The following is a 26,470-nucleotide window of genomic DNA, read 5'->3' as shown; positions in this document are numbered from 1 at the left end:
CAGGAGTCTTCGTGGCGGAACAGACCAGCGCAGCTGTCCCTGCCGTCATCGACTACACCGCCCGGGATTTCGCGAGCCTGCGCGCAGCAATGCTCGATCACGCCACGCAGGTATTTCCCCAATGGACCGGCCGCGCGACCGCTGATTTCGGCGTCACGCTGATCGAGGAAATCGCCTATCTCGGTGACATCCTCTCTTACTACCTCGATGCGGCCAGCCGCGAGGCGTTCTTGCCGACGGCAACGCGCCGGGAGTCCATCATGGACCTGGCGCGGATGCTCGGCTACACCCCCGATGTGGCAACGGCCGCCGCAGGCACCGTGGTCCTGGCAACCGAGGCGAGTCAGGCCACTGCCGTGACCGTCCCTGCGGGCACCAAGATCACAACCGCGTTCATCGACGCCCTGGACCGTCCGCTGATCTACGAGACGACCACCGCCGTCACCCTGGCCGCAGCCGGAGGCTCAGCCAGCATCCCGGTGACTGAGGGCCAAACCGCAGGGATCACACCGCTGCTGATCGCCCGGGACACACCGCAGCAGCAGGAGATCCTCACCGAGGCCCTGGGCACCTCCACCGGGCGGCCGGAGCAGCGCCTGGTGCTTGCCGAGGGCCCCGCCCTGCACGACAGCATCCGCCTGTACGTCTCCACCGCCCAGGACGCCGTGCCCTGGCGCCGCGTCGACAGCCTCCTGGAATGCGGCCCCACTGACCTGGTGTTTGAGGTACACACCGCCGCCGATGGCCAGACCATCATCGTCCTGGGCGACGGCCTGGCCGGTGCCGTCCCCGCCGCAGGGCAGGCCCTGCACGCCGCGTACCGCACCGGAGGCGGCACTGTCGGCAACATCTCCGCCAACCAACTCATCGACATCGCAGATGCGCTGCCTGGCGTCTACATCGCCACCAGCAGCGCCATGACCGGCGGCCGGGATGCCGAATCGCTGGAATCGATCCGCACCAACGCACCCAGAGCCCATCGCACGCAGGACCGCGCGGTCTCGCTACGCGACTACGCCGACCTCGCCCTGGCCGTGCCCGGCATCGCCAAGGCCAAGGCATTGGCGACCCAGACCACCTCCGTCACCGTCCGCGTCGTCGGCGCCGCCAACGCCACCCCGGCCCTGGAGCTGCTGGACCGCGTGGAGCGCTACCTCCAGCAGCGAGCCGTCGCCGGAGTACGCGTCACGGTCGCCCCAGGCGACCTCGTCCGCGTCAACATGGGCAGCGAAGCCAGCCCGATCATCCTGGGCCTGTACCCCAACCACCGTGCCGCCGACGTCGCGCGGGCAGGCAGGCGCGCGCTGCAAGAGCTGCTCTCCGACGCACGCAGCGCCTTCGGGCAGACGATTCCCATCTCCCGTGTCTACCGAATGCTCGACTCCCTGCCCGGCGTCGAATACGTGAAGGTCCCGCTCTTCGCCAGGGCCGACGGCGTGCAGACCGGCGCCCAGGACATCCTGTGCCGCGACTGGGAAATCCCCGTGCCGGGCGACCTGTACCTCGTCACCGACGGAGGATTCTGATGCCCTCTCACTACCCGAAGGCCATCCGCAGGTGGCCCCAGCACGCCAATCAGCGCGACTACGTCATGGCGGAGCACGTCAACGAAATCCAGGACGAGATAGCAGGCATCAGCTCCACGCTCGGAGTCATGCCCACCGAATACCTGGACGCCAACGGCAACACCGTCTCCTACACCACCGTCGACTCCCGCCTGGACATCATCCAACGCGAACAGGAGCGGCTGCGCTACTACCAGGACGGACTGCTCGACGCCGCGAAGACCGGCTGGAACCTGCCGGTTTGCTCTCTGCGCAGCTCGGGCACCAGCATCCCGCAGACGGTGAACCAGGGGAATCCCAATCATCCGGTCGAGGACTGGCACCCCATCCTCTTCGACCGGGCGGTCATCGATCCGCTGGGGATGGCTAAGCAGCCGACGTACACGCTGACGTGCCCCAAGACCGGATGGTGGATCATCTCGGTGCGCACGATGATGTGGGTGCCCGCCAAGCGGCCCCAGACAAAATCAACCGACCATGCCATGTACACCCGCGTCAACATCGAGGGCGTTTCCAGGGACGTTGCCACCGACGGCGATTCGGCACCGCTTGGCATCTACGGATACCACCGCAACAACCCCGTGTACTCCGGGCCCTGGTATCAGGGCGAGAAGCTGTCGGTGGAGATCCGGCACATGGGCAACCTGCGCATCCCGGCGGCCAATCTGTTCGACCCGATCGGCCCGCAGACCGTGTTCACCTGGGCCGGGTTCACCTATATCCGGGCGCTGCCGCAGGACATGGTGACCCGGCCGGACTGGGACGCCGATCCCTTGACCCCCTGACCGGAGCTTCCATGGCACAGTACGGGCTCGATTTCTACGCCCAGTCCAAATACGGCACCGATGTCCGTGTCGAGTACAGCGTCGAGCCTGCCACCGCAGAATCCGTCGCCCCCTGTCAAATCCAGGTCACCTGGTCCCCGTCACGGGAGGACTCCTGGACCCGGCTCCGGCTGGTCCGCAACACTTTCGGCGTGCCCGGCGACGCAGACGACGGAACGGTGCTCTACGAAACCGGACACGAGGGCCTGGTGACCACCTACCTGGACACCGATCTGCTGCCCGACCGCCTGTACTACTACGCGCTGTACGTCTCCGTGCCCTACCCAGCCTGGTCGGCCGCCGCCTCCTACCGCGTCGGCGACTGCGTCACCTACAACGGCACCACCTACCTCTGCCAGCGCCCCACCAGCGGCAGCGCACCCTCCAGCGCATCACAGGACTGGCGGGCCACCACCAACACACTGGAATGGGTCCGAGCCGGTGCCGCAGCAGGACTCTCCGTCGCCGACCACCGCTACGCGCAGCGGATGTACTCCCTCCTGCCGCCCGCGTACCGCACCGCGCCCCAGGAGATCACCACGGAGAACAGCGGCACCAACGAGGACCTCACCGCGTTCCTCACCGTGCTCGGCCAGCCGCTGGACACCGCCAAAGGCCGTATCGACCTCGCAACCAGGCTCCACGACCAGCACACCACCTCCAGCACCTACACCGAGCGTGCTGCCGACATGCTCGGCCTGGAGCAACCGCTGTCTGCCCGGCCCCAGCTCCGTCGTGCCCGAGTCGAGAACGCCAGCCGTGCCGCGCGGGCGAAGGGCACCGACGCGGGCCTGCGGCAGCTCATCCACGACCTGACGGGTTGGGACTGCGATATCCACACCAGCCCCAACCTCATGGCAGACCAGGACCAGTCAGGCATGTGGCATCCGGCGCTGCCCTCCTGGTCTGCGGGCGTGCGCTACGCAGCGGGGGAGTACGTCACCTACGGAGGCCGCACCTTCCGCGCCCGCTCCTCCGCCCGACGCATCCCCGCCACCAGCCTGCTGCCGCCCACAACTACCCAGACACAAGGCACAGTCGTGGCTGAGACAGACAAGCTCGGCACGCGAGTCCTGGGCAGGAACCTCAAGAACGGCGACGCGTTCACCCTCAAGCTGACCGTCGACACCGCCGCCACCTACGACATCGCCCTGGTGTACACCACCGCTCCGAGCTACGGCATCTGGACCATCGCCATCGACGGCGAAACGCTGCGCACGATCGACGGCTACGCACGCACCCAGTCCACCGCCACCGCCACACTGGGCCGCCGCCAGCTCGCCGCCGGAGACCACGCCATCCGCATCGCCGTCAGCGGCGCCAACGTCGCCTCCAGCGGCTGGCAACTGGGCATCAACACCCTGAGCCTGACACCGACCGACCAGCGTCTGTCGCCGGTGCCTCCTGCCGGACACCCAGACAGCGGCATCTTCTGGGAGGAGGTCAGCGCGCCACCACGTGACTGGGGACTGGAGACGACCCCGGCCACACTCGACCCCTCCACCTGGTGGCTGCGAGCAGACGACACAGCGGCCCGGACCGTGCCTGGAACGCTGGGCAGCCAAAGCGGCATCACCCCACCTGATGGGCCACACAGCCAGTACGCCACGACCGCACTCGCCGCCACCGCGCCACGAGCCGCCTCCTACACCCTCGCCTCGATCGCCCCCGCGCAGGCTCGCCCCTGGGACGCGGCCACCGTCTACCGCGTCGGCCACCTGGTCACCTACCAGGGACGCACCTGGGAGGCGGTGGCCACCGCCTCCTCCGGGCAGGCGCCGGGCCAGGCCAAGGACTACTGGCGGCCGTCGCTGGCCACCGACCAAGGCGTCCCCGACCCGGCGCTCGTGGCCTCCGCCGGAGTGCCTCTTCCTCGCGTCTCTGCCTGGACGCCGGACCGCCTCTACCAGCCTGGAGAGATCGTCGCGCACGGGCGCGCCCGCTACGAGGCCATCACCGCAAACCAAGGCGAGCAGCCCGCGAACTCGGGGAGCGACCAGGGAAGTTGGGCATTCGCAGGAGCAGCTACGGAGCTGATTACCGCTGCCGTACACGCCCGCTATGCGGGCGGCACCACAATCAGCAACCTGGCCTGCGAAATCGGGTGGTACGACTCCACCGGACGCCCCCTTCCCCAGCTCACCGCCACCGCAGCAACAACCGCGGCCCTTCGAGACCCGTTCGATGTCGACCTCAACGACCTGGCAGGAACCTCTGTCGGCACCTCCGCCCAGAAGTGGACAACACGCGGAGGTACGTGGTCAGTCGCGGCAGGCATTTTGAGTACCACCCCCGCTCCTGCACCAGATGGCACCTACCTGACCACCGCCCTCACCCCCCAGCCCACCGGACCCGTCAGCCTCGCAGTCACCGTCCTGTCCCGGCCCACCGACCCCAGCGCCCTGCACGGCCTGGCCGTGCACGCCACCAGCAACGGCGGCGACTTCACCATCGCAGCGCGCGACGGCCTCTACCGCATCCGCAAGACCGATGGCGGCTACCAGGCCGACCAGCTGGCCACCTACCCACCGCTCGCAGACGGCGACCGCCTGATCCTCACCTACGACGGCGACCGCCTGATCGTCGTCAAAAAGGCCAACAACGACGACTTCAACACCACTGACCTGGCGCGCTACACCTACCCCTCCGCCCCCCAGACGACGGGCAGCTACGTGGGCCTCGCCGAGATCAAGAGGTAGCTGATGACGACCATGCCCATCACCGACCAGGCCCTGCTCCAGCCCCATGCCACCGCCCGACTCGCCTCCCGCACAAACGATTTAGAGGGCACGTTGATCGCACCCATCAGCGGATCGGCTCTCGTCGCCTCCGGAGGGCCTGGCGCCTCGTACAGCGACCTCGGCATCGCCCAGTACAACACCACCGCCGAGACCGTCCGCACGGCCCGCATGGACCCCGCAGCGCTCCAAGTCATCAACGCAGCAGTCACCGACACCAACAACGGCTGGCGGCGAGCCTCCCTCACCACCACCGTGCCCGCCGCAAACAGCGCCTACCCGGCCGCACGCTACGCCGAGGTGCGCCTGAGACTGCCCGCCCTCGCCCAAGGAGCACAGATACAGGTGGGATCGGCGATGGTCACCCGGCAGAACGCCGTCAACATCCTGCCCCGCGACGCCGCCTACCAGCTCACCTCCTGCTGCTACAGCGGCCCGACGTGCCGCACAGCCCTGTCAACCGACCGCGCCCTGGTCGGCGCACGCAGTCTCAGGTGCGAGCCGACGACTGAGGCACCCTGGGCCGGGCCGCAACCCACCGCGGCAGCCCTGGCACGCCTGGAGACCACCAACAGCTCCCTGATCGCCAACGGCTCCGTCGCCACGGAGTCACCCACCCCAGGCGAGCTGCTGGTCCACTTCTACGGCGCCGATCAGGCATTGCTCAGCACCAGCACCGTCACCACCTTCACCACCAACGGCGCCTGGGCCTGGTCGTCGTACCAAGGAACTGCCACACCCCCGGCGAACGCCCGCTACGCCGCAGTCACCATCCGCCTGCAAACCACGCAGCCCTTCCACTGCGACGCGTTCGGCCTTCGCTACCAGACCCTGCGAACAAACCGCCCCGCCGAGCCATACCAGGCCGCCCGCCACCTGACGATCAACCTGCGGGCCAACCGCGTCAACCTCGCCCGCAACCCCTCCCTCACCAACGACGCCGCAGGCTGGCTCACCTACCTCCCAGGCACCCAGCCAGGCACAGTCACCATCCAGTCCTCCACCGGCCGAGCACGGCCGGGCGCAGCGAGCTTCGCCGCGACGGCGTCCCCGACCGACCCGCCCGCGCCCGGCACACGTATCGGACTGGGCACCAGCGCCAGCTCCCAAGCAGCCGCCACCCCCCTGGAGATCATCACCATGGGGCGTCCACACACCCTGTCCGCGTACGTCGCCGAACAGCCGCAGAGCACGGTGCCTGTCCGCCTCTGGGTGGAAATCACAACTCACGTGCCTGGCAAGGGGCTGGTGCGCGAGATCTACCCGGGCGAATCCACGGCGGAAGCGCGCCAGACACGTGGAAGAACGGAGGGCGACTGGGTCAGGATCTCCCACATATTCACCCCACCGCCTGGCGTGCACCGCTGGGTGTCCGCGTGGGTGGGCCCTGACCCTGAGACGTACCACAGTGGCGCCGTCTGCTCCTTCTACCTCGATGACGTGCTCCTGGAGGAGGGCGACGTGCTGCGCCCGTACTTCGACGGCAGCGGCCAGAACCCGGATTACCTGTGGGAGGACTGGGATGTCACCGAGCACGCCCGGTCGCATTACTACCGCGAGCGCCGCACACTCCAGCGTCGACTGGCCGAGGTCCTCGGCGATCACATCGAGCACGGCACACCGTACGACCTGCGCTACGCCAGTGCACCACAGGCATAAGCATCAGATCGTCCCTTAAAAATTGAGAAGATATCGCGGAGGAAGGCATAAAATCCAGGGTGGAGCTTTCCCTCTGACTCAGGAGCAGCATGACTCAGCGCACTGTGGCCATCGCCGGAACCGGAGCCATCAGCAAGGCGGCCGTCTACGACCTACTGACCGACTGGCTTGGCTACGAAGAAAGCGGCGAGAAGTTCGTACCCACCCAGCGCGCACGGGATACGCATTTCGTTTTCCCGGCTCACCCTGACCTTATTTCGAGGACGCTCCAGCACGTATACAACTGGACAGGCCGCGCGAACATCGACTACACCACTATCTACGCGGAGAACCACACCGATGACCGGGGAGTGAAGCTCATCGTAGAAAATGCGGAACAGGCGCAGGCATCCCAGGGCATCGAAGAGATTTACGCGGAGATGCTCGCATACCTCCGTGAGCAGGAGGGCGACCGGACGCTGCTCATCCTGACCGACACCAACGGAGGCGAAGGCACAAACGCAGGGTGCGACGAACTCATCACCGCGGCCTCGACGGCGGGAATCGAAACGCTGGACCTCGGATGTGCTCTCATGCCCTACCCGGTACAGGCCGCCGCCGAGCGCATGATCGCCAGCCAGGAAGACGACGCCCCTGCCGAAGAGGGCAAGGACCTGATGCCTACGACGCGCAAGTCTGCGGGGGAAGCCGCGCCGGACATTGACGCGGACATCGCAGAGGCACACCGCTCACAAGCGCCGCACGCCGCAGGCGACCCAGCTACCGGGGAGTTGATACCGCTGCTGCGCCGTCTCACCGAGGTCGTCGAGAGCGTCCTCATCACCGTGGACAGCACACTCTCCGCAGACCTCACTGCGGAGCGCGACGCACTTTACGAGATAAAGGTGGCCCTGCGCAGTGCGGAGCCTGACGCCGATGCAGCAGCGGACCCGAAGGCTTCCCCTGCGGAGGCACCGGGCGCGGAACCGGATGTTGAGGTACGCCGTGGCTGGTACAACGAGGAGCTGGAGGAGTACCTCCCCCTTAAGGGGCGCCCGCGTAAGGGCGTGGAGATCCACGACATTGTGATGGATCACGCGAAGGGAAAGTGGGTCAAGTATCAGCCCAACAGGGGTTAGACGCATAGCAAAAGAACCTCGGCCGGGGAGAGGTAGCCGAGGTTCTTTTGCTTACCGGGCCAGAATAAGGTCCCCCTTCTCGAAAACGTGATTGCGCCAAGCGTCGTGCTGCGTACCAACAAACAACACCGCAGTTGGTGTGATGCGCGTCACTTTTCGCGACGGAATGAAATCAATGGGCCCAGTGTTTCTTTGGCCATCACCCACTGCGCGGGAGCCGAACCCTCCCTCTTCTATCGCTCCTGAGCTTGCGAAGGATGGGCGAAGCCCTCAAGGGGCTACGCCCCTATCGACTCGCCTAGCGGCTCGCGAGGGAACGTATACCAACTACCCTCAAAAAGATGGTCACCTGTTGAGGAGTTTCTCATCCCTTGCGTAGTGTGCGGAGCGCGCAAAACCGCACAGCAGAGAGGGAGGCACCGTTGACCAGCTCCTGGCAGCCACGTCGACTGGAGAAGAAACCGCCCCGCAAAATACAGCGTGACGATGACGACCTGAACCCAATGCAGGCCGTACAGGACACCCTGTGGAATCCTTCGGAGCCAGCAGACACCCAGTCGACGAAGGGCCTGGCACGCCCGGTGGAGGACTGGGGGGTCAACGACCTCGTCAACCACTGGACGCGGTGCATCTCCCGGGCGCGCTGGGCCGACCACCTCATCGGCCACACCAACCGAGGCGGGCTCGGCAAGACCTTCCGCGAGGCATTCGACGCCGGGCATGGCCCGGCCGCCCTCAAAGCCAGCATCGACCAGTTCTTTGCGAACCCCCGCTACCACACCGCGAAGAGGCCGTGGACCCTCTACCGGGCTGTCATCAACGACCTCCTGGCCCAAGCCGCGCCCCCGCCGAGGGCGGACCCGTGGGCAACCGCTGAGCAGCTGGACATCCCACGGGAAATCACCGAGAACTGGGGCGGCTACCACCCGACAACGCCCGACCCGTGGGCCGCGGCGGTGAGGCGGTGATGACCGTCAACTCCTCCTACTACTGGCGGCAGATGGGCCTGCCCGGCCGTACGTGGGGAATCAGGCTCGGCGACCTCGACGAACCGTTCCAGGAACTGATCGACCTCCACCTCGACTGGCCCAACCGCCACATCCCCCAGGACACCCCGCTCCACCAATTCCCCAGCGACCGGTCCCGACTCGGCAGAGGCGTGATGCTCTCGGGCGAGCCCGGCCGAGGCAAAACAACACAGGCATGCGCGGCACTGGTCTCCATCTGCCGCAAGTACCAAGTCGATGGACACTTCATCCGCTTCTCCGACTACGTCCAGTCCAAGACCAAGAGTTTCACCCTGCACAACAAGGTGGACAAGGGCCTCGGCGGCGAGGCCGCCATCGCGGAGACTGAGCGGTTCGCCGAACTCGAAACGCGCCTCTACACCGTGCCACTGCTCGTCCTCGACGACGTCGGCAAGGAGCACCGCACCGCATCCGGCTATGCCGCGCAGCAGGTCACTACTCTGCTGCGCCACCGGCACGACGCCATGCTGCCGACCATCATCACCACGAATCTGCGCGGTGGCGAATGGGCCGCCGTGTACGACGAGTCGACCGCCTCCTTCGCCATGGAGGCGTTCGACATCGTCTACGTCAGCGGCCCGGACTACCGCGCCGCAAGCACCTGAACTCACAGCGGACCACCACATCGGACGGACAGCCTTGGCGCACGTCGAGCACAAGCTCATATCCAAAATCATTACCTGCGGCGACCTGCGCAGCGCCATCGCCGCAGGTATCAAGCCCCGACACTTCCACGACCCCGATCGCCGAAGCGTCTATGCTTCTCTGCTCGCCTACCAACAGGAATACGGCTGTGCCCCGACGGCCGATGTGCTGCGCAAGGACTTCCCCACCTTCAAGCTTCTTGAAGTTGAAGAGCCACTGGCGTATCTGATCGACTCCATCCGCGAGACGAAGAGACGCGCCCTCACAGAGAAGGGCCTCACCCTCGCCGCGGAGACATGGGAGGAGGGCAACACCGAGGAAGCGCTGCGCCTGGTCCGGGAGATGCTCCAGACAATCGCGGACGACGTGCCGTCCGGCGTCGACTACGACTTGGCCCAGACCGGCGACGAGCGCCTGGAGCGCTACCAGCAGTACGCGGAACTCGACGGCGAACTCCGCGGGCTGCCCACCGGTTTCGACTTGCTGGACAAGGCCACTGGGGGACTTCAGCCTGGTCAGCTCATCGTTTTCACCGGTCTTGCGAAGTCCGGCAAAACGCAGCTCGCCATCACGGTGGCCCAGCACATCAACGCGTTGGGCTACACGGTGCTCGTCTTCTCCTTCGAGATGATCGCCTCCGAGCTGAGCGAGCGTGTTGACGCCATTGCGGCGAAGGTTTCCTTGACCAAGCTCCGGTCCGGCGACCTGGACAAGCTCGAATTCAAGCGGCTGGAGAAAGCCATCCGCAAGATGGAAGAGGCCGCCACACCTTTCGTCATCTCTGAGGACGTCAAGGCCACCACAACCCTTGGCTCCATCCAGGCAAAGATCGACGATGTCAAGCCCGATGTGGTTCTCATCGACGGTATCTATTTTCTCCGCGATGAAATCACGGGGGAGAAGATGACGAACTCGGCGCTCACCAACATCAGTCGTGGGAGCAAGCAACTCGCGCGAGCTTGCGGGATCCCCGTCATCGTCACCACACAGTCCCTCCGCTCGAAGCTGGGCGCTGGCGGTCTGTCCGCAGGCAGCGTCGGTTACACCAGCGCCTTCGAGCAGGACTGTGACGTGCTGATCGGTGTGGAAGCCACCGACGTCCCAAAGGAGTCCAAGCTCAAGATCATGGCCTCCAGAAATTGTCCCAACGATGAATTCCTTCTCGTGTGGGATTACGAGACGTCAACTTTCCAGGAGGCCAAGGTCGATTTCGGGTACGGGCAGGGAGGTGACGATGGGGCGGACGAGTGGTTCGATCGCCAGGCGGCATGACGACCTCATCCCTGGTGACGTACTCTCTGCCCTAGCTGACCTCGGCGTCGAGGTCTTGGGGGACGACGGCGACAACTACAAACTCCGTTGCCCCGCCCACCTGGAGCGCACCGGCAAGCACGACCGCAGGCCCTCCTGTTACATCCACAGCCACTCTGGCCAGTTCATCTGCTTCTCCTGCGACTGGGCCGGATCTTTCGCTCGTTTCGTTGCCTACATGCAGGGCACCGACTCGGCGCACGCGAATGCATGGATCGCCTCGAAGGGCACCATCGGCCGGGCTCTTCGGCTGCTCAAGGGAGACGACCGCCATAGCGAAGTCGAACCAGGGGAGCCGGTGTCCGAGGCGCAGATGGTTCTCTTCACCACGCCGCCGGAAGCCGCCAGACGCAAACGTGGCCTGACGCTCGACGCGTGCGAGAAATTCGGGGTCCGATGGGACCTGACCCGCCCCCGCCGCTGCTGGATACTCCCGATCCGCAGCGTGGACGGCGAACTGCTCGGCTGGCAGGAGAAGTCCAAGCGCCACTTCCGCAACTACCCCGACGGCGTAGCGAAGGGCACCTCGCTCTTCGGCGCCCACATCGACTTCGACGGCCCCCTCGTGCTGCTGGAGTCTCCTCTGGACGCGGTGCGTCTCTACTCCGCGGGAATCGACGGGGGCAAGGCGACCTACGGCGCTCACGCGTCGCGCGCGCAGATGGACCTGGCGCTCGGCATGGCAGACACCATCATCCTCGCCCAGGATAACGATTCGGCCGGGCGGTCTGCCCGCACTCAGCTCTACTACTCCTACCGCTGCAAAGGAAGCGTGCTCAAATACTGGAACTATCTGGACACGGGAGCAAAAGATCCCGGTGAGATGACCGACGAAGAGATCTGGGACTGCTACGACGCTGCGTACACGCCGCTCCGTCGGCGCCTCAAGCAATGCGCGGCATAACGACTAACACAAGTCCGGAGCTAAGGACGAGCCTTAGCAGGTGTTCACCGGAAAACTGCACCCATATCAGGAGGACGATTTCTCTCGCATAGTCGAGAGAGGAGCGATGCTGTGCGCCTACACCATGGGCCTCGGCAAGACAGTGCTGTCCATAGCCGTCATGGAGGAGTGGCTCGCCAAGGACGACGTCGACACGTGCATGATCGTGGTCCCCGCCTCCTTGAAATGGCAGTGGGCCGAATCGCTCGCCCGTTTCACTGACGTGCCGACCAAGCGGCGGCGGGTGGGTCGGGCTTCCGTCGTGGTCCCAGACGACTCCGCCTGCGTCGTGGTCGACGGCTCCAAGGCGCAGAAGGAGCGGCAGTACGAGCAGATCCTGGCACAGCGGCCCGAGTACGTCATCGTCAGCTATGAAGCCGTCATCCACGACTGGAAGCGCGTCCGGAAAATCCGGCCGGACGCAGTGGTCCTGGACGAGGCAAGCTTCATCAAAAGCTTCCGGGCACAGCGGTCGAAGAAGCTGAAGAGGCTGACGGCCAGCTATCGGCTCGGCCTGTCCGGCACCGTCATCGACAACGGCCAGCCCGAGGAACTTTTCTCGATCTTCGAGTGGATCGACGCGAGCGTGCTCGGCCGCTGGGACCTCTTCGACCAGGCGTTCATCCACCGCTCCCGCTCCGGCATCCCGGTCGCGTACCGCAACCTCCCGCTGCTGCACAGCAAGATCAGCGACGCCATGATCCGTCGTACCTACCGCGACGCCGACGTGGCCCCGTATATGCCGAAGGTGAAGGAGACCGTCCTCCCGGTCCGCCTCGGGCCACGCACCCTGTCCGCCTACGAGCAGATCGCCCAGGATCTGCTGAAGGAACTCGACAAGCTCGGTGGGTTCGGCACCCTCGACCTCGCCGCCGTGTACGCCGGTCGGGCGGAGAGCGGCACCACCGTGCAGGGACGCGTCATGGCCCGGCTCTCCGCCCTTCAGATGCTCATCAACCACCCTGAGCTGCTGCGGGATTCGGCAGGCGCCCACGCCGCTGGAGACGGCGGCAGCACGTACGCCGCACGCCTCGTCGACCGGGGCATCCTCGACGACGTCACCCGCTCGCCCAAGCTCGACGCGGTGGTGCGCTACCTGCGGAAGCGTCTGACGGCCGACCCCACACTCAAGGTCATCCTCTTCAGCTTCAACAAGGGCGTGTTGCCCGCGGTGGCCGCCGAGCTGAAGCAGTGGACGGCCGTCTACTTCACCGGAGACCTGACGGCGAAAGAGAAAGCAGAGGCGAAGGCCGTATTCGCCTCCGAGCCTGATGTCCGCCTCTTCCTCGCCAGCGATGCCGGTGGCTACGGCCTCGACCTCCCCGAAGCACGTCTGCTGCTCAACTACGACCAGCGCGACAGCAGCGGTGCCATGGACCAGCGCAACACCCGCCATGTCCGGGCCAGCAGCCTCTTCGAGGAGGTAGAGGTCGTCAACGTCGTGGCGCAGGACACGATCGAGGAACGCCGCATGGAGCGCCTGGCGATCAAGCGCCGCACTGCCAGGGCGATCCTGGACGGCCGAGGCGCCGACGACGACGGCCGGGTGCTCGCTGACGTGGAGTCCCTGCGCGCCAACCTCGTCCGGTCTCTGGATGTCCTGCGCCGCACCGCCTGATTGACGTCCGCGGCACCCTCTCCTCGCGGGGAACTAGCCAGCAAGCCTTGTTCCCCCCGTAAGACTGCACAGTCGGTTTCCGCCTGCTACTGGCACGTCCTCGCCCGGCCACTTTGGGCACCGCGCCCCGAGCAGCTACCAACAAGTGTTCAACAGATGTGAAGGTGTTGAGAAACTGTGCATCTGTTGTACTGTTCTTGTAGAGCCGCAGGGGGAGGCCAACGGCCGCCAATGGCACGCCTGGACATGCCCTGCCGCTGCCATCTAACGACCAGCGGGAGAATCCCATGGAGTTCAGCGACGCCCCTCTGGCGAGCTACGTCAGCGCCAACACTCCGGAGTCCGATTTCCAGCGGAAAGCGGCCCGTTGGGCCATGATCAGGGATCGCGTAGCAGCTCAGCAGATGCTCCTCGACTCCCTGAAGCAGGAGATGATCGAAGACCTTCGGGAGTTCGGTGTCCGTGACGAGAAGGGAAGCTACGCCCTCGACCTCGGCCGTTCCTATGAGGTGGGCGGGAAGTCGTTTACTGGGCTCAAATATCAGCGGAGCGTTACCCGAGAGGTGGACGAGGACGCGGCCTCCCGCATAGGGAAGGAGAAGAGCGTCTACGACCGTCTCTTCCCCCCTCGGCCTGTCTTTGACGCGCAGGAGGTCTACGTCCTCTTTCAGGAGGGCCTCCTGACCGAGGAAGAAGTAGATCAGGTCTTCCCGGAGAAGACTGTGTGGTCCTTTGTGCGAGTGGGGGGCAAGTGAGCCGCTGGGAGCGTGAATTCGCCGTCATCGCAGGCGGCCAGAGCCGACAGGCTCCTGGTTACTACCCGGGCTCATCCAGACGCATTCGCAGCATCGATCCGCAGACGATGCGACTGGTCGAGCCGACCAGTAAGCCAGAAGTTCTCTGGGACTCCAAGCCGCGCGTCTACCGGGTGGGCGGAGTGCTCCACGAGTTCTACTCCATCGGTCATCTGTCAATGGCGCTGAACCGTCAGCCGGTTACCATCCGCAAGTGGGAACGGACGGGGATCATTCCCGCCCCTACCTTCGTGGTTCGGGGAAAGACTGAGCGCGGCAACCGAAGGCTGTACACCAGGGCCCAGATCGAGGGCATGATCCGCATCGCCGAGGAGGAGGGCATCCTCCACCACGAAGGCGAAGGTATTCAGATCTCTGCTACCAAGTTCTCCGAGCGCGTGGCCCAGCTATTCGAGGACCTCTCGGCATCCGAAGGGGTTGACGCCGCGTGATTTACACCAAGCAAGTTACCGAGCGTTTCAATCTCGGCTCCTACGAACACATCGAAGTGACTGCCTCCGTCCAGTTCGACCCTGTTGAGGAAAGCATCACCGACGTTGAGGACGCACTCGACGCGATGCTTTCCCGCGAACGGCTGTTTGCAAAGAAGTTCACCACCGAAGAGAACTCCGTTGCACATGTCCACCCCGCGCTGACCAACTTGCACACCAAGAGGAGCTGACGTGCCCCGCACTGCCGCATTCGACGTTGATGACATTGACACCCGGCCCAAGCGCCGCCGCCACGCGGCCGACGACACGCCCCACGAGACGTATAACAACGTCGAGGCGCCTCGCAAGCGCCGCCGTAGTGAGACTGCGGCCGATGAGGAGCACAGCCACCGGACCAATTCGGCCCGCCGCAGCGCTGTTGCGGGGTGGGACGAGTTCGAGGCCGCGGCCAGCAGCAGCAACAACACCGACTTCGAAGCCAAGAACGCCCTCAAGCTGCGGGTCACCAACAGTCAGCAGCTCATCAAGATCCTCCAGGACGCGCCCTTCGACTCCTTCGGCCTGCACTACGTTCAGGAGATCAAGACAGGCAAGCGCAGCTTCCGCTGCGGTGGGGACAGCTGCCCGCTGTGCGATGACCTCGACCACTACGCCCGCAAACTGGCCCTGTTCAACGTGGCTTTGTTCAACGAATCGACCAACGAGTGGGAACACAGAGTCTGGGAAGTCGGCGTAAAGATTGGCCGGAAGCTCAAGGCCATCAATGACGACCCCAAGAGGGGGCCGCTGGACAAGGACAACCTGTATTTCGCCATCTCTAAGACAGGCAAGGGCACTAGCACCGAGTACCACCTGGAGACGGTCAAGGCGCGAGACCTCGACGAGGACTGGGACGTCGATGAGATCGACAGCAAGACCCTCACAACCCTCAAAGAGGTCATCTACACCGACCCGTGGGAGCGCTTCAGCAGCCCCCAGGAGCTGAAGCGAGTGGTGCACCGCCTCTTGGAGGACGATACGGAAGAGGACGACGAATAGTCGAACTCTCTGCAAGCGCGTCCGCTCAAGCCCGCCTCCCCGTGCTCCAGTTCCGACGGGATAGGGAGGCGGGCTTTTCACACCCGGAAGCACCCACATGCCCCACATCATCCTGAACAAGGAAGATCTCGCCGACGCCGTCGACTACTTCGGACAGCATGACGCATTCACCTTTGACGTCGAGACCGTCGGCCCTCACCGAAGCGTCCCCAGCCAGAATCAGGTCACCTGGCTCTCCATGGCCACGTACGGCACCGCGATCGTCATACCTATGGGCCACCCCAACGGCGACACGCTCATCTCCAAGGCCACCAGGAAAAAGAACCCCGCCACAGGGAAATTCGAGGCCATACCAGCCGTCTGGGACGAGCCCCCCACCCAGCTGAGGCCGAGCCAAGTATTCGAAGCTCTCCAGCCTCTTTTCTTCGGTGACAGATACCGCAAAATCGCCCACCAGGCAGCCTTCGACCTCGTAAGCATAGCCAAATACTACGACGGCCAACTACCCGTCCCCCGCTACGGCTGCACTCTCGTCGCCTCATGGCTGCTCGACGAAAACCGACTCAACGGCCTCAAGCCCCGTACCGAGGCGACCTACGGACACAAATACGACACCGAGAACGTCGGCCGCAAGGTTGAGATACACCCGTTCAGCAAGGTCGCCAGCTACGCACTCCTGGACGCTAAGTACACGTGGTTGTTGTGGCAGCGAATGGTGCCCCTTCTCCAGGCAGAGGGCCTGTCGCGGGCAATGAGTCTGGAGCTGCAAGTCCTAGAGATCCTCCTGGACATGGCGCTCACCGGCGCCCCAATCGACACAGAGGCCCTCCACGAACTCGACACCGACCTCACAGAGCGGATCGAGCAGATCACGGAGCAGGTCTACAAGGCAGCGGGCCGCGTCTTCAACATCAATTCCACCCAGCAAAAAGCAGACATACTCTTCGGAAAGAAGCGGGACGGCGGCCAGGGCCTCAAACCGAGCAAGCTGACCAAGGGAGGAAAGAAGAAGAAGCGAGAGGGAGCCACGCCCACCCTCTACGACTATAGCGCCGACGCCGAGGAACTCAAGAAGCACGACGACAATCCGGTCTGCGCTGCACTGCTCGAATACCAGGAAGTCAACAAGCTCCTCGGCACATACGTGCACGGGTACCTCGGAGACGAATCAGCTGGGAAACCGTCCATCATTTTCGAGGGGCGCATCTATCCCACCTTCAAGCAGTACGGCACCGTATCCGGAAGATTCTCCTCAGCAGAGCCCAACCTTCAGAACGTACCAGCACCCAACACAGAGCTGGGCAAGGCGGTTCGCGGCCTATTCGTCGCTCCGCGAGAAAGAGCGACAGTCGCCATGGAGGATCACCTCCGTGAAGTAGGCTGGAAACTGCTCATTGCAGACTACGGCCAGATCGAACTGCGCGTCATGGCCCATTTCCTCGGCTACGGAGCATGGTTCGACGGATTCCACGCAGGCATAGACGCACACACTGCAACGGCGAGCGCTGTTTTCGGTGTCCCCCCAGAGAGAGTCACGAAAGACCAGCGCAACGACTCCAAGACCCTCGCCTTTGCCACCCTGTTCGGTGCCCAAGCCCCGACGGTCGCAAAGTCGATGCGCGCCACCGTAGCCGAGGCCCAAGCGTTCCTCGAACTCCAGGAACGAAAAATGCCAGAAGTCGGCAAGTTCCGCCGCTGGCTGATCCAGGACGCCCTCACTCGCGAGATACCGCACATCCGCACACTCATCGGCCGCAAGCGCCGCCTCCCTGACCTTGCCAGTCCAGTTGACTGGATCCGGGAAAAGGCTGAGAGGCAGTGTCTGAACAGCCTCATCCAGGGTTCAGCGGCCGATATCAACAAAATGGCCATCGTGCGGATGGGTTACCTGTGCAAGCAAAACAGTGAATGGCTCCGACTTTCACTCACAGTCCACGACGAACTAGTTGTGCACTGTCGAGAAGACAAGGTCGAAGAGGGGGCAGTATTGCTTGAGAAGGCGATGACAGGGCCCGGAATCCAAGAAATGCTCAAGGTGCCTATCACAGCAGACGTCAAGGTCTGCGACAGATGGTCGGAGGCGAAGTAAATGCGAATGAACAAAATCTCCTTCGAGGCGATCCAGTCAGAGCTTTTGATGGATGCCTGCAAGGAAGTCGACACGGCGGTGCTTGCCAGTCTCAGGAGCCTGGGGCAGCCGGGAAGGAGCCCCGAAGTAATGGCGATGGAAGTCGCTGCCTCTCGACGACGCACGGCCGCCGTGGAACCGCTGAGCGAACTACTCGGTGTATATGCGCATCTTCTCACTCAGGGCCTGTTCAAGGTTATCCTTGACCACCCTGACCTTCATTCATTGAGTGACGAAGAGAAGGACGCGTTTCTGCGCGACCAGGCAGACCTCTGCTTTGCAACGTCAAGCGCCATTCTTGCAAATCTCTTCGACAAGAAGATCATTCGATACACGAAAATCGGGGAGTGCTGTGGTGAGTAGTTTTTGGGCACGAGCAGTCAGCGGATCCCTCGCCCCGCCGACGACCACTCCTGCGCAGGCACAGCAGACTCCTCTCAAGGCGCAGTCAGCCTCCGACATGTCCCGGTGCCCCAACTGCCGCTCAGGGAACTACATGGCGGCGCCGAATACGCAGAACTACCGCTGCTACGACTGCGGATACCCCCGGCTCCAGTCGACATCGGGAATGATCGCCTCCTCCTCAGACGGCCCGCCCCGCCCGGCCCGAGGGCAGATCTCAGGCAGCGCCTCACTCAACACCATCATCGGCCGCGTCGGATAGGAACGAAGGCATCGCATGACCCTCATCGACACCAACGGCGACCTCGCCGACCCGTACCAGGCGTACATCGCAAAGAGCCGCTACGCCCGCTGGCGCGATGACCTCGGCCGCCGAGAGACGTGGACTGAGACGGTTGACCGCTTCTTCCAGTTCATGACGGGACACCTCAAGGAGAAGCACGGCTACACCCCAGAGAAGGAGCTGGCCCACCAGCTACGCGACGCCGTACTCAACCACGAGGTGCTGCCCTCCATGCGCGCACTGATGACGGCAGGGGAAGCCCTCGATCTGTCCAACGTCGCCGGGTACAACTGCGCCTACACGCCGATCGATGACATTCGATCCCTCTCGGAAGTCCTCTTCATCCTGCTCAATGGCACTGGGGTCGGTTTTAGCGTGGAACGGCGCTACGTCGACAAGTTGCCGCCCGTCGCTCACCCCCGACTCGACCTGAGCACAGTGCTGCGGGTAGGGGACAGCAAGCAGGGCTGGGCGGAGGCGTACGCCCAGCTACTGGATCTGGTCTGGCTCCAGGGACGTATACCGACCGTCAATTACGACCGCATCCGGCCCGCAGGGTCCCGCCTGAAGACGTTCGGAGGCCGGGCCAGCGGGCCTGAGCCGCTGCGGGATTTGTTCGAGTTCACTGTGGAGTTGCTGCGTGTTGCCCAGGGCCGGAAGCTGCGGCCGATCGAGGCTCATGATCTGGTGTGCAAGATTGCGTCGGTGGTCGTGGTTGGCGGTGTGCGCCGGTCGGCGCTGATCAGCCTGTCCGATCTCGACGACCAGGAGATGGCGCTGGCCAAGTCGGGGGAGTGGTGGGAAAGCCATCCCTATCGGAAGCTGGCCAACAACTCCGCGGTCTACCACGACGGCGTCACCCGCGAGCAGTTCGACGCCGAGTGGCGGATGCTCAAGGACTCCGGGAGCGGGGAGCGCGGCATCTTCCACCGGGACGCCGCTCGCCGGATCGCGGCCCGCTGGGGCCGCCGGGAGCCCAGCATCGAATACGGGACCAACCCGTGTTCGGAGATCATCCTCCGGCCCCGCAGCTTCTGCAATCTATCCACCGTCGTGGTGCGTCCGCAGGACCGCCTCGCCGAGCTGAAGCGCAAGATCACTTTGGCTGCCATTCTCGGCACCTGGCAGGCGACCCTGACCGGCTTCCCCTTCCTGCGTGAGGAGTGGTCACGCAATGCCGAGGAAGAGCGACTGCTCGGCGTCTCCATGACCGGCATATTCGGCAACCGGCTTCTGACGGACGGGCGCGGCCGGGAGCTGAAGAACCAAGTTCTGGAGCTTTTGCGCGATGAGGCCCGCGTAGCGAACGAGCTGGAAGCCGAAATGCTCGGCATCCCCGCTGCCGACGCCATCACCGCCATCAAGCCCGAAGGTACTACGTCCCAGATGGCGGATGTGCCTTCGGGCCTGCATCCGCCGCACAGCCGCTACTGGGTTCGCACCGTGCGCAGCGACGTCAAGGACCCGATCTCCGATTTCCTGATCGACGCGGGCGTACCGCATGAGATGGACGTTCTGAACGACCAGAACCTTGTTTTTTCCTTTCCGCAGCAGGCGGCAGCTGGTTCGAGGACACGCGATAATATCTCCGCGATTCAACATCTGGATCTCTGGCTCGATTACCAGCGTCACTACTGCGAGCACAAGCCGTCAGTCACCATCTCTGTCCGAGGCAGTGAATGGGAGGAGGTCCGCGACTGGGTGTGGAAGCACCTGCATGAGCTGTCGGGTGTCGCTTTCCTCCCGTACTCCGACCACACCTACGCACAGGCGCCCTACCAGGAATGCGACTACGCGACGTACCGTCACCTCACCGACCAAATGCCCCGCCTGGTGTGGTCGGACCTCGTCTTCTACGAGGGGTCTGATCACACCACGGGTAGCCAGGAGTACGCCTGTTCGGCAAACGGGTGCGATGTGAGATAGGAGGTGGCGGAGCTGTGAGGGACATTCATCTGGCCATTGCGGCAGTCCTTGAGGAAGTCGCGTCCGGACTCGAAGAGCGCGTCGAGTACTGGTCGTCGACCTATGCGACAGGGGAAGACGCTGGGAGGGTTCAGGTGCTCACCGAGATCATCGATGAGCTGCGCCGGGTCGGTGTGGAACTTACAGCGTAGCAACTCCTGTTGGAAAGTCCCCCGGGCTTCACATGCCCTGGGGGCTTTCCGCGTTGACGTTCTTTACTTTTTCGTGATCCAGGGGAGTAACTCTCCGCAAGGACATTGCTGGTGACTCCCGCATAGCCTCTCGGCATTGCCGTGACAGACGTTTGCTTCGTATCTGTCAACAAATGTGGGGAGGTTGCGCGGATGGCTCTGACCGATGAAGCGGTCGCGCTCATGGCACGGATCAACCGGCAGTACGGGGAGGGCTCACTCGTGCTGGCCAGTTCCCTGATGGACTCGGGGCAGCTGCCCACTGGAATTCTGAGCCTGGACCTCATTCTGGGTGGCGGGTTCCCCCGCAATCAGTGGAGCGAGGTCATCGGGATGGAGGGCTCCGGGAAAACCACCGTCTGCCATCAGACCGTCGCATACAACCAGCGCCGCTCTGAAGACTTCGTGACCTTGTGGATCGCCGCCGAAGCCTACGACTCCGACCAGGCCAAGATGCTCGGTGTCAACACTGCCAACGTCATCGTTCACGCCACGAACCGGATGGAAGAGGCGTTCCAGGTCATGATCGACGCGGCGCGGGCCCGTGCCGTCGACCTCATCGTCCTCGATAGCTACCCGGCCCTCGTGCCGGACGGCGAAGCGGAAAAGGACATGGACGAGGCGTCTATGACGCTCGGCGCCCGGCTCGTCGGGAAGTTCTTCAGGAAGATCGGCAAGGAGACCGGCAAGGCGATATCCGGCACTCAGCGGCCGGTGACGGGCCTGATCATCAATCAGTGGCGGGAGAAGATAGGCGCCCGCGCTATGCACGGTCAGGTCCCCAAGACCACCCCAGGCGGTCTCGCTAAGAATTTCGCGTACTACTGCCGCCTGGAAGTTGCTCGCGCCGAGTGGATCGACGAAGCCCGTCCCGGCAAGGGCAAGGCCCGCGTCGGCCAGGTATGCAAGTTCAAGACCATCAAGAACAAGCAGATAGCCGGACAGAAGGTCTCGCAGTCCGACTACTACTTCGAGGACGCGGCTGCACTCGGATTCCGGGCCGGGGAGTTCGACACCGTCAAGGACCTCATCACGTGGTCCGTTTATTACGACGTTGTCGCAAGGCGCGGCGCCTACTTCTCCTATGGCGAGGAACTGCGGTGGAAGGGCAAGGAGGAGATGCTCAGCGCCATCCGGGAGGACGCCGACCTCCAGGATGCCCTGACGGCCGCAGTACTCCAGGCCGCGGATCCGCGCCAGCGTGAGCTGGAGGCGGCGTGACCAGGGGCGGCCTGAAGAAGTCCCAGGCGCAGGAAAAGGCTCTCGCCGCCAAGTATCAGGGCGTGGTCAATCCGGGATCGGGAAACGGCTGGCTCCACAAGAATGACGTGCGGTCCGCGCGGTTTTCGTTCGAAGCCAAGACCACGGAGAAGAAGTCCTACTCGCTCCGCCTGGACGATCTCCTCAAGGCTGAGAGGAACGCCCTTATATCCGGCCGGGAAATGGTCTTCGCCGTAGAACTCGGCGGCCGTAACTGGATGGTCATCAGCCAGGAGACTTTCGACACCCTCCTGGACGCCTAGTGGCCCTGTATTCACGCAAGGCCGCACCCGACTGGAGCGCTGGCGACGACTCCTGCAAGGAGGCCAAGTGCCGAAAATTCCCGACGCCGCACACGAATGTCACTGATCCCTGGTTCGACGACATGGACCACGCCGCCGACATCTGCAACGGAACCAATGACGGCGTCGTCTGCCCCATGCGGGACAGCTGCCTGTACCAGGCCCTCGCCAACTGCGAGCGCTTCGGCTGCTGGGGAGGGCTCAACCAGCAGCAACTCGGCTGGATGCGCAGGCACTACAGAAGGCTCCCCGACAAGTGGACGGTCGAAAACGCCCCGCCGCTCAGCCTCTTCGACGAAAAGGCAAGAGCAAAGTGATCCCCGGAGAAGAGTTCTGGTCCCGAGTACACAAGACTGATGGCTGCTGGATATGGACCGGGGGCAACCGAGGCAACGGATACGGCACCTTCTGGGCCCAGGGGAAGCGCTACTACGCACACCGATACGCCTACTATCTGGCCTCCGGAAAGATGCCCGAAGGAATCATCCTCCACGCATGCGACAACACCATCTGCGTCCGCCCTGATCATCTCTCGGAAGGGACGCAGGCCGACAACGTCATCGATATGTGGCACAAAGGACGCGGAGTGCCCCCACCGCGTCACGTCGGCGAATCACACCCCTACGCCAAGCTCACTGAGGAAACCGTCCGACAGATACGCCAGCAATACGACAGCGGCCACTACACCCAATCCGAACTAGCCCGCGCACACGGAATAGGCCGGACAGCCGTAGGCTGCGTCGTCCGCCACGAAACATGGCGCCACGTGGGCGATCCTCAAACCACAAAGGCAGCAGCATGAAGGCCCACCAAAGGCGCAATCCCTCCCTCGCCGACCTCTTCACCAAGACCACTCCTCAGACCTTCCTGACCAAGGCGAAGGCACATCTCCTCGACAAGCACGCAAAGGACAACAGCCGCCGCCAGGACATCATCCACCCCTCGGAGGTCGCCAAGGCTGACTGGTGCCCCCGAGCCACCTACCTGCGCATCGAGACCGGCATCCACCACAAGCAGAAGTTCGGGTTCCAGACCCTGAACATCTTCGACAACGGGCACGCAACCCACCGCACGTGGCAGGACCGCGCCTGGGAAATCGGCTGGCTGGAAGGGAATTTCAGATGCCTCAACTGCGTGCAGACCTGGTGGGCCAAGAGTCCTGCTGCGTGCGACCGGTGCAGCTCAACCGCACTTGAGTACGCCGAAGTCCCTCTTCGCGCCATCGCCAGCCACCGCATCGCAGGACACGCCGACGGCCTGCTCGTCCCCATCCGCAAGATCCTGGAAATCAAGACGGTCGGAGAGGGCACCTACCGCTACGAGCACCCCCAGCTCCTGACACGGCACACCCACAAAGACGCAGACGGCCGACCCTACGTAAACGCCAAGGGACTGTGGAGAGACACTCGCACCCCCTTCCCCTCCCACATCCGGCAGGTGCAGATATACATCTGGCTCGCCAACACATTCATGGGACTCGACGTGGACGGCGCCGAGTTCATCTACGAGTCGAAGCTGACGCAGGACGTCAAAAGCTTCACCGTCAAGGCGAACTACGACGTCATCGCAGACCGCATAGCGACGTGCCAGGAAATCAATGAGCGGCTCGGAAGAAACGATCCGCCTGCCTGTCCCAAGGGCGGCTGCAAAGAATGCAACGCGTACGAGGAGAGCGATGAAGGCGTTCCCGGACGACAGCGCGGAGCCAACTCTGGCACAGCGGACAGTGCGGCGCCTTCGAGTGAAGGGCCTGAAGCTCCCTCAGCGCCCCGGCGAGGACGCCCCCGAGCTACCGCCGGACCTGACGGAACTTCCCGACGACGCCCTGATGCAGACCTTCGTGGAACTGACCAACTGGAGCGAGTTCGCCGGAACTCGGCTCGCCCAAGCCGCAGTCGACGAGAAGCAAGCTGAGACCAACCTCGAACGCTACCGAGCCCTGGCGGCAGTCAAAGCAAAAAGCGAGAAGTCCGTGACCGCACAGAAGGCCGCAGCAGCAGCAGACCCGCAAGTCCACCAGTTCATGGACGCCTACAACACCGCCTATGCCACCCGCAAGCTCCTCGAATCCATCTACAACGGACTCAACGCCAAAGCCGCGGTCGTCTCTCGCGAACTCACCCGACGCGTCGGACGCAACGACCGGGAGACTCGCGCACAGCGCTGGTCCTCGTGAAAGGAAACGCCGGTGAACAACGGACAGATGTATCTCCACAAGGACCTCCAGAAGCTCGCCGTCCTCCGCAGCTCGAAGACGAACTCAGCGCTCCGATCCGCTTTCGTCTACAACCTGGGCACCGGCCGCCGGACCGCCGTATCCATCCGTCCCGAAAACCTCACCAAGAACTACCGGCCCATCTCCAACTGACCACCGGGAGCAAGACAATGCCCACACGATTCCGCCTCAGCACCCTCGGCACTCGGCACCACCTCATGGTCGACGCCACCACGGCCTCCGGGAGCGTCGTACAAAACCGTGCCCTGGCGTGCAAGGACACCAGCCTCGCGCTGTCCCTCGTCCTGGACGAAGGCGACCTGAAGCGCCTGCGGGCGGCCGTACAGGTCACCGACGTTGCCATGTGGAAGCGGCAGCTCGAAGACGCCACAGCGGAGATGGACCGGCTGCGCGCGGAGCTGAAGGCGGCCCAAGCAGAGCGAGACGCCGCGCGCGCTGACGCCATCTGCTCCAAGTCGGCCTACGACCGCCTCCTGGAGCAGTGGGAGAAGCAGTGATCACTCACCTCAGCGCCACTGTCTGCGCCTGCGGCTACGAGATCGACGCCGACGAAGAACGCCAGTACATCGACGGTGAGGCCCTGTGCACAGCCTGCCGCCTGGAGCCCGACATGGACACCGAACTGCACTGGAAGGGCGTTTAGATGAGCAAGCTGGGCCGATCCCTGGTGGCACCCGGCCAGGTCTGGGCCGACGCCGACAGCCGTCGTCGCGGCCGAACCGTACGCGTCGAAGAGGTCCACCCGAACCGCGTGGAGGTCGTCGTCCTCACCAATAGCGACCGAACGCAGCGGCGCGTCGACTCCGGCTCCACACACTTGGACCAAAGAGGCCGCACATCCCGCATTCTCCGGACCCGCTTCACCTCCGACTGCTACGTCCTGCTCAGGTCCCCGTCAGCAGCCCTGCGCCGACTCCCTAACACCTGCATAGACCTGGCACGCCACAACTGGCAGCCCACCACCGTGGCCGCGCCAGGCACCCCCAGGGCCCACATCGTTCTGGTCTGCCTGAAGTGCAGTGCCCATACCACACGCAGGTCGCCCTACATCCCCGGTGCCGTTCTGAACGGGGACCTGGCCGCATGAGACGCATTCGCACAGATTCCTCGGAGGTCTACTGCGTCGTGCGCCGCATCACCTACAAGTGCGGAACACAGCGCCGTCTCCGGTATGGGCCGTACGCGAGCCTTGCCTCGGCGCAGTGGGTGCTTTCCATGCTCTACCGCGACCGGCCCTACGAGGGTCCAGAAGAAGTGTCCTACGACCATCACCTGGAGCGTGCGGCCATCCAGTGGGAGAAGGTTTAGTGACGTATCCGTTCATCGGGATCGATCAGTCTTACTCTGGTTTCGCCCTGGCCATCTACTGCCATCCCAGCGAGATTTACCAGACCAAGACCAGCAGATGGGAAGCGAAGAATTTTGCCTCCCAGTCCGACCGGCTCGCCAGAATATTCCGTGATGTGCAAATGATGCTGTCCGGCGTCTGCTGCGCTTTCGGAGGAGTCTCCGCAGTCGCCCTGGAGGGCTACTCTCACGGATCGAAATACCAGCGCGAGGCCCTCGGAGAACTCGGTGCGACCGTCAAGCTGGCCATCTCCGAGATTGCTGGCGTGCAGCCCTGGCGGCGACCTCTTGTCGTTCCCCCAACCACCCTCAAGAAGTTCGTCACGGGAAAGGGAAATGCCACGAAGCAGGAAATGATCGCCACCGTCTCCCACAGATACGGCGCCATTTTCCGCGACGACAACCTCGCCGACGCCTACGCCCTGGCACGCGTTGCCTCCGCCGTCTACACCGGCAGAGGAACCCCGCAAGAGATAGCAGCAGTGCAGCACCTCAAACCCACAGGAGCTTCGCCATTGCAGCAGGTGGCGTGAAGAAGGCCCCCGCTGACAGCGGGGGCCTTCCCGTTACCACAAAAAGAACCCTCCTACCTACTCTCGAAAGCGAATAGGAAAGCGGCTGCT

At 64.0% G+C, this 26,470-nt stretch carries 28 protein-coding genes; all 28 read left to right on the top strand.

Going from position 1 to position 26,470, the window contains the following annotated elements; all coding sequences use genetic code 11:
- The first annotated feature begins 11 nt into the window (after nt 1-11).
- The 28 genes from ADL22_RS12360 (at nt 12) to ADL22_RS12240 (ending at nt 26,380) form a co-directional block, all read left to right on the top strand.
- Complete coding sequence (locus ADL22_RS12360; protein WP_066977150.1) at nt 12-1,526, top strand: baseplate J/gp47 family protein; 1,515 nt, start codon at nt 12-14, stop codon at nt 1,524-1,526.
- Entirely contained in the window at nt 1,526-2,350 is an 825-nt protein-coding gene (locus ADL22_RS35270) for a hypothetical protein (RefSeq protein WP_066977148.1), read from the top strand. The genes ADL22_RS12360 and ADL22_RS35270 overlap by 1 nt, the downstream gene beginning before the upstream one ends.
- Before the next feature lie 191 nt (nt 2,351-2,541).
- Complete coding sequence (locus ADL22_RS12350) at nt 2,542-5,088, top strand: carbohydrate-binding protein (RefSeq protein WP_159048630.1); 2,547 nt, start codon at nt 2,542-2,544, stop codon at nt 5,086-5,088.
- A gap of 3 nt (nt 5,089-5,091) precedes the next feature.
- On the top strand, nt 5,092-6,786 hold the full coding sequence (locus ADL22_RS12345; RefSeq protein ID WP_066977144.1) for a hypothetical protein: 1,695 nt from the start codon (nt 5,092-5,094) through the stop codon (nt 6,784-6,786).
- Nucleotides 6,787-6,875: 89 nt separating this feature from the next.
- Nucleotides 6,876-7,904: a hypothetical protein gene (locus ADL22_RS12340; protein ID WP_066977142.1), complete on the top strand. Its 1,029-nt coding sequence runs from the start codon at nt 6,876-6,878 to the stop codon at nt 7,902-7,904.
- A 422-nt stretch (nt 7,905-8,326) separates the two neighbouring features.
- Nucleotides 8,327-8,872: a hypothetical protein gene (locus tag ADL22_RS12335; protein WP_159048629.1), complete on the top strand. Its 546-nt coding sequence runs from the start codon at nt 8,327-8,329 to the stop codon at nt 8,870-8,872.
- Nucleotides 8,872-9,537 (top strand): ATP-binding protein, encoded by a 666-nt coding sequence (locus tag ADL22_RS12330; protein WP_159048628.1) that lies wholly within the window; start codon nt 8,872-8,874, stop codon nt 9,535-9,537. Before ADL22_RS12335 ends, ADL22_RS12330 begins: the two co-directional genes overlap by 1 nt.
- Nucleotides 9,538-9,571: 34 nt before the next feature.
- On the top strand, nt 9,572-10,849 hold the full coding sequence (locus ADL22_RS12325) for a DnaB-like helicase C-terminal domain-containing protein (protein WP_066977135.1): 1,278 nt from the start codon (nt 9,572-9,574) through the stop codon (nt 10,847-10,849).
- Nucleotides 10,812-11,792, top strand: coding sequence for a toprim domain-containing protein (locus tag ADL22_RS12320; protein ID WP_159048627.1), 981 nt, complete (start codon nt 10,812-10,814; stop codon nt 11,790-11,792). Before ADL22_RS12325 ends, ADL22_RS12320 begins: the two co-directional genes overlap by 38 nt.
- A 40-nt stretch (nt 11,793-11,832) precedes the next feature.
- The gene (locus tag ADL22_RS12315) at nt 11,833-13,449 is read left to right on the top strand and encodes a DEAD/DEAH box helicase (protein WP_324615540.1); all 1,617 of its coding nucleotides are present in this window, start codon (nt 11,833-11,835) and stop codon (nt 13,447-13,449) included.
- A gap of 287 nt (nt 13,450-13,736) precedes the next feature.
- Nucleotides 13,737-14,204 (top strand): hypothetical protein, encoded by a 468-nt coding sequence (locus ADL22_RS12310; protein WP_066977127.1) that lies wholly within the window; start codon nt 13,737-13,739, stop codon nt 14,202-14,204.
- On the top strand, nt 14,201-14,695 hold the full coding sequence (locus ADL22_RS12305; protein WP_159048626.1) for a MerR family transcriptional regulator: 495 nt from the start codon (nt 14,201-14,203) through the stop codon (nt 14,693-14,695). The genes ADL22_RS12310 and ADL22_RS12305 overlap by 4 nt, the downstream gene beginning before the upstream one ends.
- The gene (locus tag ADL22_RS12300) at nt 14,692-14,925 is read left to right on the top strand and encodes a hypothetical protein (protein ID WP_066977121.1); all 234 of its coding nucleotides are present in this window, start codon (nt 14,692-14,694) and stop codon (nt 14,923-14,925) included. The genes ADL22_RS12305 and ADL22_RS12300 overlap by 4 nt, the downstream gene beginning before the upstream one ends.
- A 1-nt stretch (nt 14,926) precedes the next feature.
- Nucleotides 14,927-15,733, top strand: a complete 807-nt coding sequence (locus ADL22_RS12295; protein WP_066977118.1) for a hypothetical protein — start codon at nt 14,927-14,929, stop codon at nt 15,731-15,733.
- A gap of 97 nt (nt 15,734-15,830) precedes the next feature.
- Nucleotides 15,831-17,822 (top strand): DNA polymerase, encoded by a 1,992-nt coding sequence (locus tag ADL22_RS12290; RefSeq protein ID WP_066977114.1) that lies wholly within the window; start codon nt 15,831-15,833, stop codon nt 17,820-17,822.
- 6 nt (nt 17,823-17,828) lie between these two features.
- Entirely contained in the window at nt 17,829-18,224 is a 396-nt protein-coding gene (locus ADL22_RS12285; RefSeq protein ID WP_159048625.1) for a hypothetical protein, read from the top strand.
- Between the two features lie 316 nt (nt 18,225-18,540).
- Entirely contained in the window at nt 18,541-20,472 is a 1,932-nt protein-coding gene (locus ADL22_RS12280) for a hypothetical protein (RefSeq protein WP_066977110.1), read from the top strand.
- A gap of 14 nt (nt 20,473-20,486) precedes the next feature.
- On the top strand, nt 20,487-20,663 hold the full coding sequence (locus ADL22_RS35265; RefSeq protein ID WP_159048624.1) for a hypothetical protein: 177 nt from the start codon (nt 20,487-20,489) through the stop codon (nt 20,661-20,663).
- Nucleotides 20,664-20,855: 192 nt separating this feature from the next.
- Entirely contained in the window at nt 20,856-21,923 is a 1,068-nt protein-coding gene (locus ADL22_RS12275) for an ATPase domain-containing protein (protein WP_066977107.1), read from the top strand.
- Entirely contained in the window at nt 21,920-22,225 is a 306-nt protein-coding gene (locus tag ADL22_RS12270; protein WP_066977104.1) for a hypothetical protein, read from the top strand. The genes ADL22_RS12275 and ADL22_RS12270 overlap by 4 nt, the downstream gene beginning before the upstream one ends.
- Nucleotides 22,225-22,581, top strand: coding sequence for a WhiB family transcriptional regulator (locus ADL22_RS12265; protein ID WP_066977101.1), 357 nt, complete (start codon nt 22,225-22,227; stop codon nt 22,579-22,581). Before ADL22_RS12270 ends, ADL22_RS12265 begins: the two co-directional genes overlap by 1 nt.
- On the top strand, nt 22,521-23,066 hold the full coding sequence (locus ADL22_RS36960) for an HNH endonuclease (protein ID WP_420711557.1): 546 nt from the start codon (nt 22,521-22,523) through the stop codon (nt 23,064-23,066). The genes ADL22_RS12265 and ADL22_RS36960 overlap by 61 nt, the downstream gene beginning before the upstream one ends.
- Nucleotides 23,063-24,178: a hypothetical protein gene (locus ADL22_RS35260; RefSeq protein WP_159048622.1), complete on the top strand. Its 1,116-nt coding sequence runs from the start codon at nt 23,063-23,065 to the stop codon at nt 24,176-24,178. Before ADL22_RS36960 ends, ADL22_RS35260 begins: the two co-directional genes overlap by 4 nt.
- Nucleotides 24,105-24,440 (top strand): hypothetical protein, encoded by a 336-nt coding sequence (locus ADL22_RS12260; RefSeq protein ID WP_159048621.1) that lies wholly within the window; start codon nt 24,105-24,107, stop codon nt 24,438-24,440. The genes ADL22_RS35260 and ADL22_RS12260 overlap by 74 nt, the downstream gene beginning before the upstream one ends.
- A gap of 12 nt (nt 24,441-24,452) precedes the next feature.
- The gene (locus ADL22_RS12255) at nt 24,453-24,632 is read left to right on the top strand and encodes a hypothetical protein (protein ID WP_066977095.1); all 180 of its coding nucleotides are present in this window, start codon (nt 24,453-24,455) and stop codon (nt 24,630-24,632) included.
- Nucleotides 24,633-24,649: 17 nt separating this feature from the next.
- Nucleotides 24,650-24,997, top strand: a complete 348-nt coding sequence (locus ADL22_RS12250; protein WP_066977092.1) for a hypothetical protein — start codon at nt 24,650-24,652, stop codon at nt 24,995-24,997.
- Nucleotides 24,994-25,143, top strand: a complete 150-nt coding sequence (locus ADL22_RS35255) for a hypothetical protein (RefSeq protein ID WP_159048620.1) — start codon at nt 24,994-24,996, stop codon at nt 25,141-25,143. The genes ADL22_RS12250 and ADL22_RS35255 overlap by 4 nt, the downstream gene beginning before the upstream one ends.
- A 664-nt stretch (nt 25,144-25,807) precedes the next feature.
- The gene (locus tag ADL22_RS12240) at nt 25,808-26,380 is read left to right on the top strand and encodes a hypothetical protein (protein WP_066977085.1); all 573 of its coding nucleotides are present in this window, start codon (nt 25,808-25,810) and stop codon (nt 26,378-26,380) included.
- Nucleotides 26,381-26,470 lie beyond the last annotated feature (90 nt).

The sequence above is a fragment of the Streptomyces sp. NRRL F-4489 genome, assembly GCF_001509485.1.
Taxonomy (GTDB): Bacteria; Actinomycetota; Actinomycetes; order Streptomycetales; family Streptomycetaceae; genus Streptomyces.
Note: the sequence above shows the minus strand (reverse complement) of the source record. Positions and strands in the feature narration are given on the sequence as shown.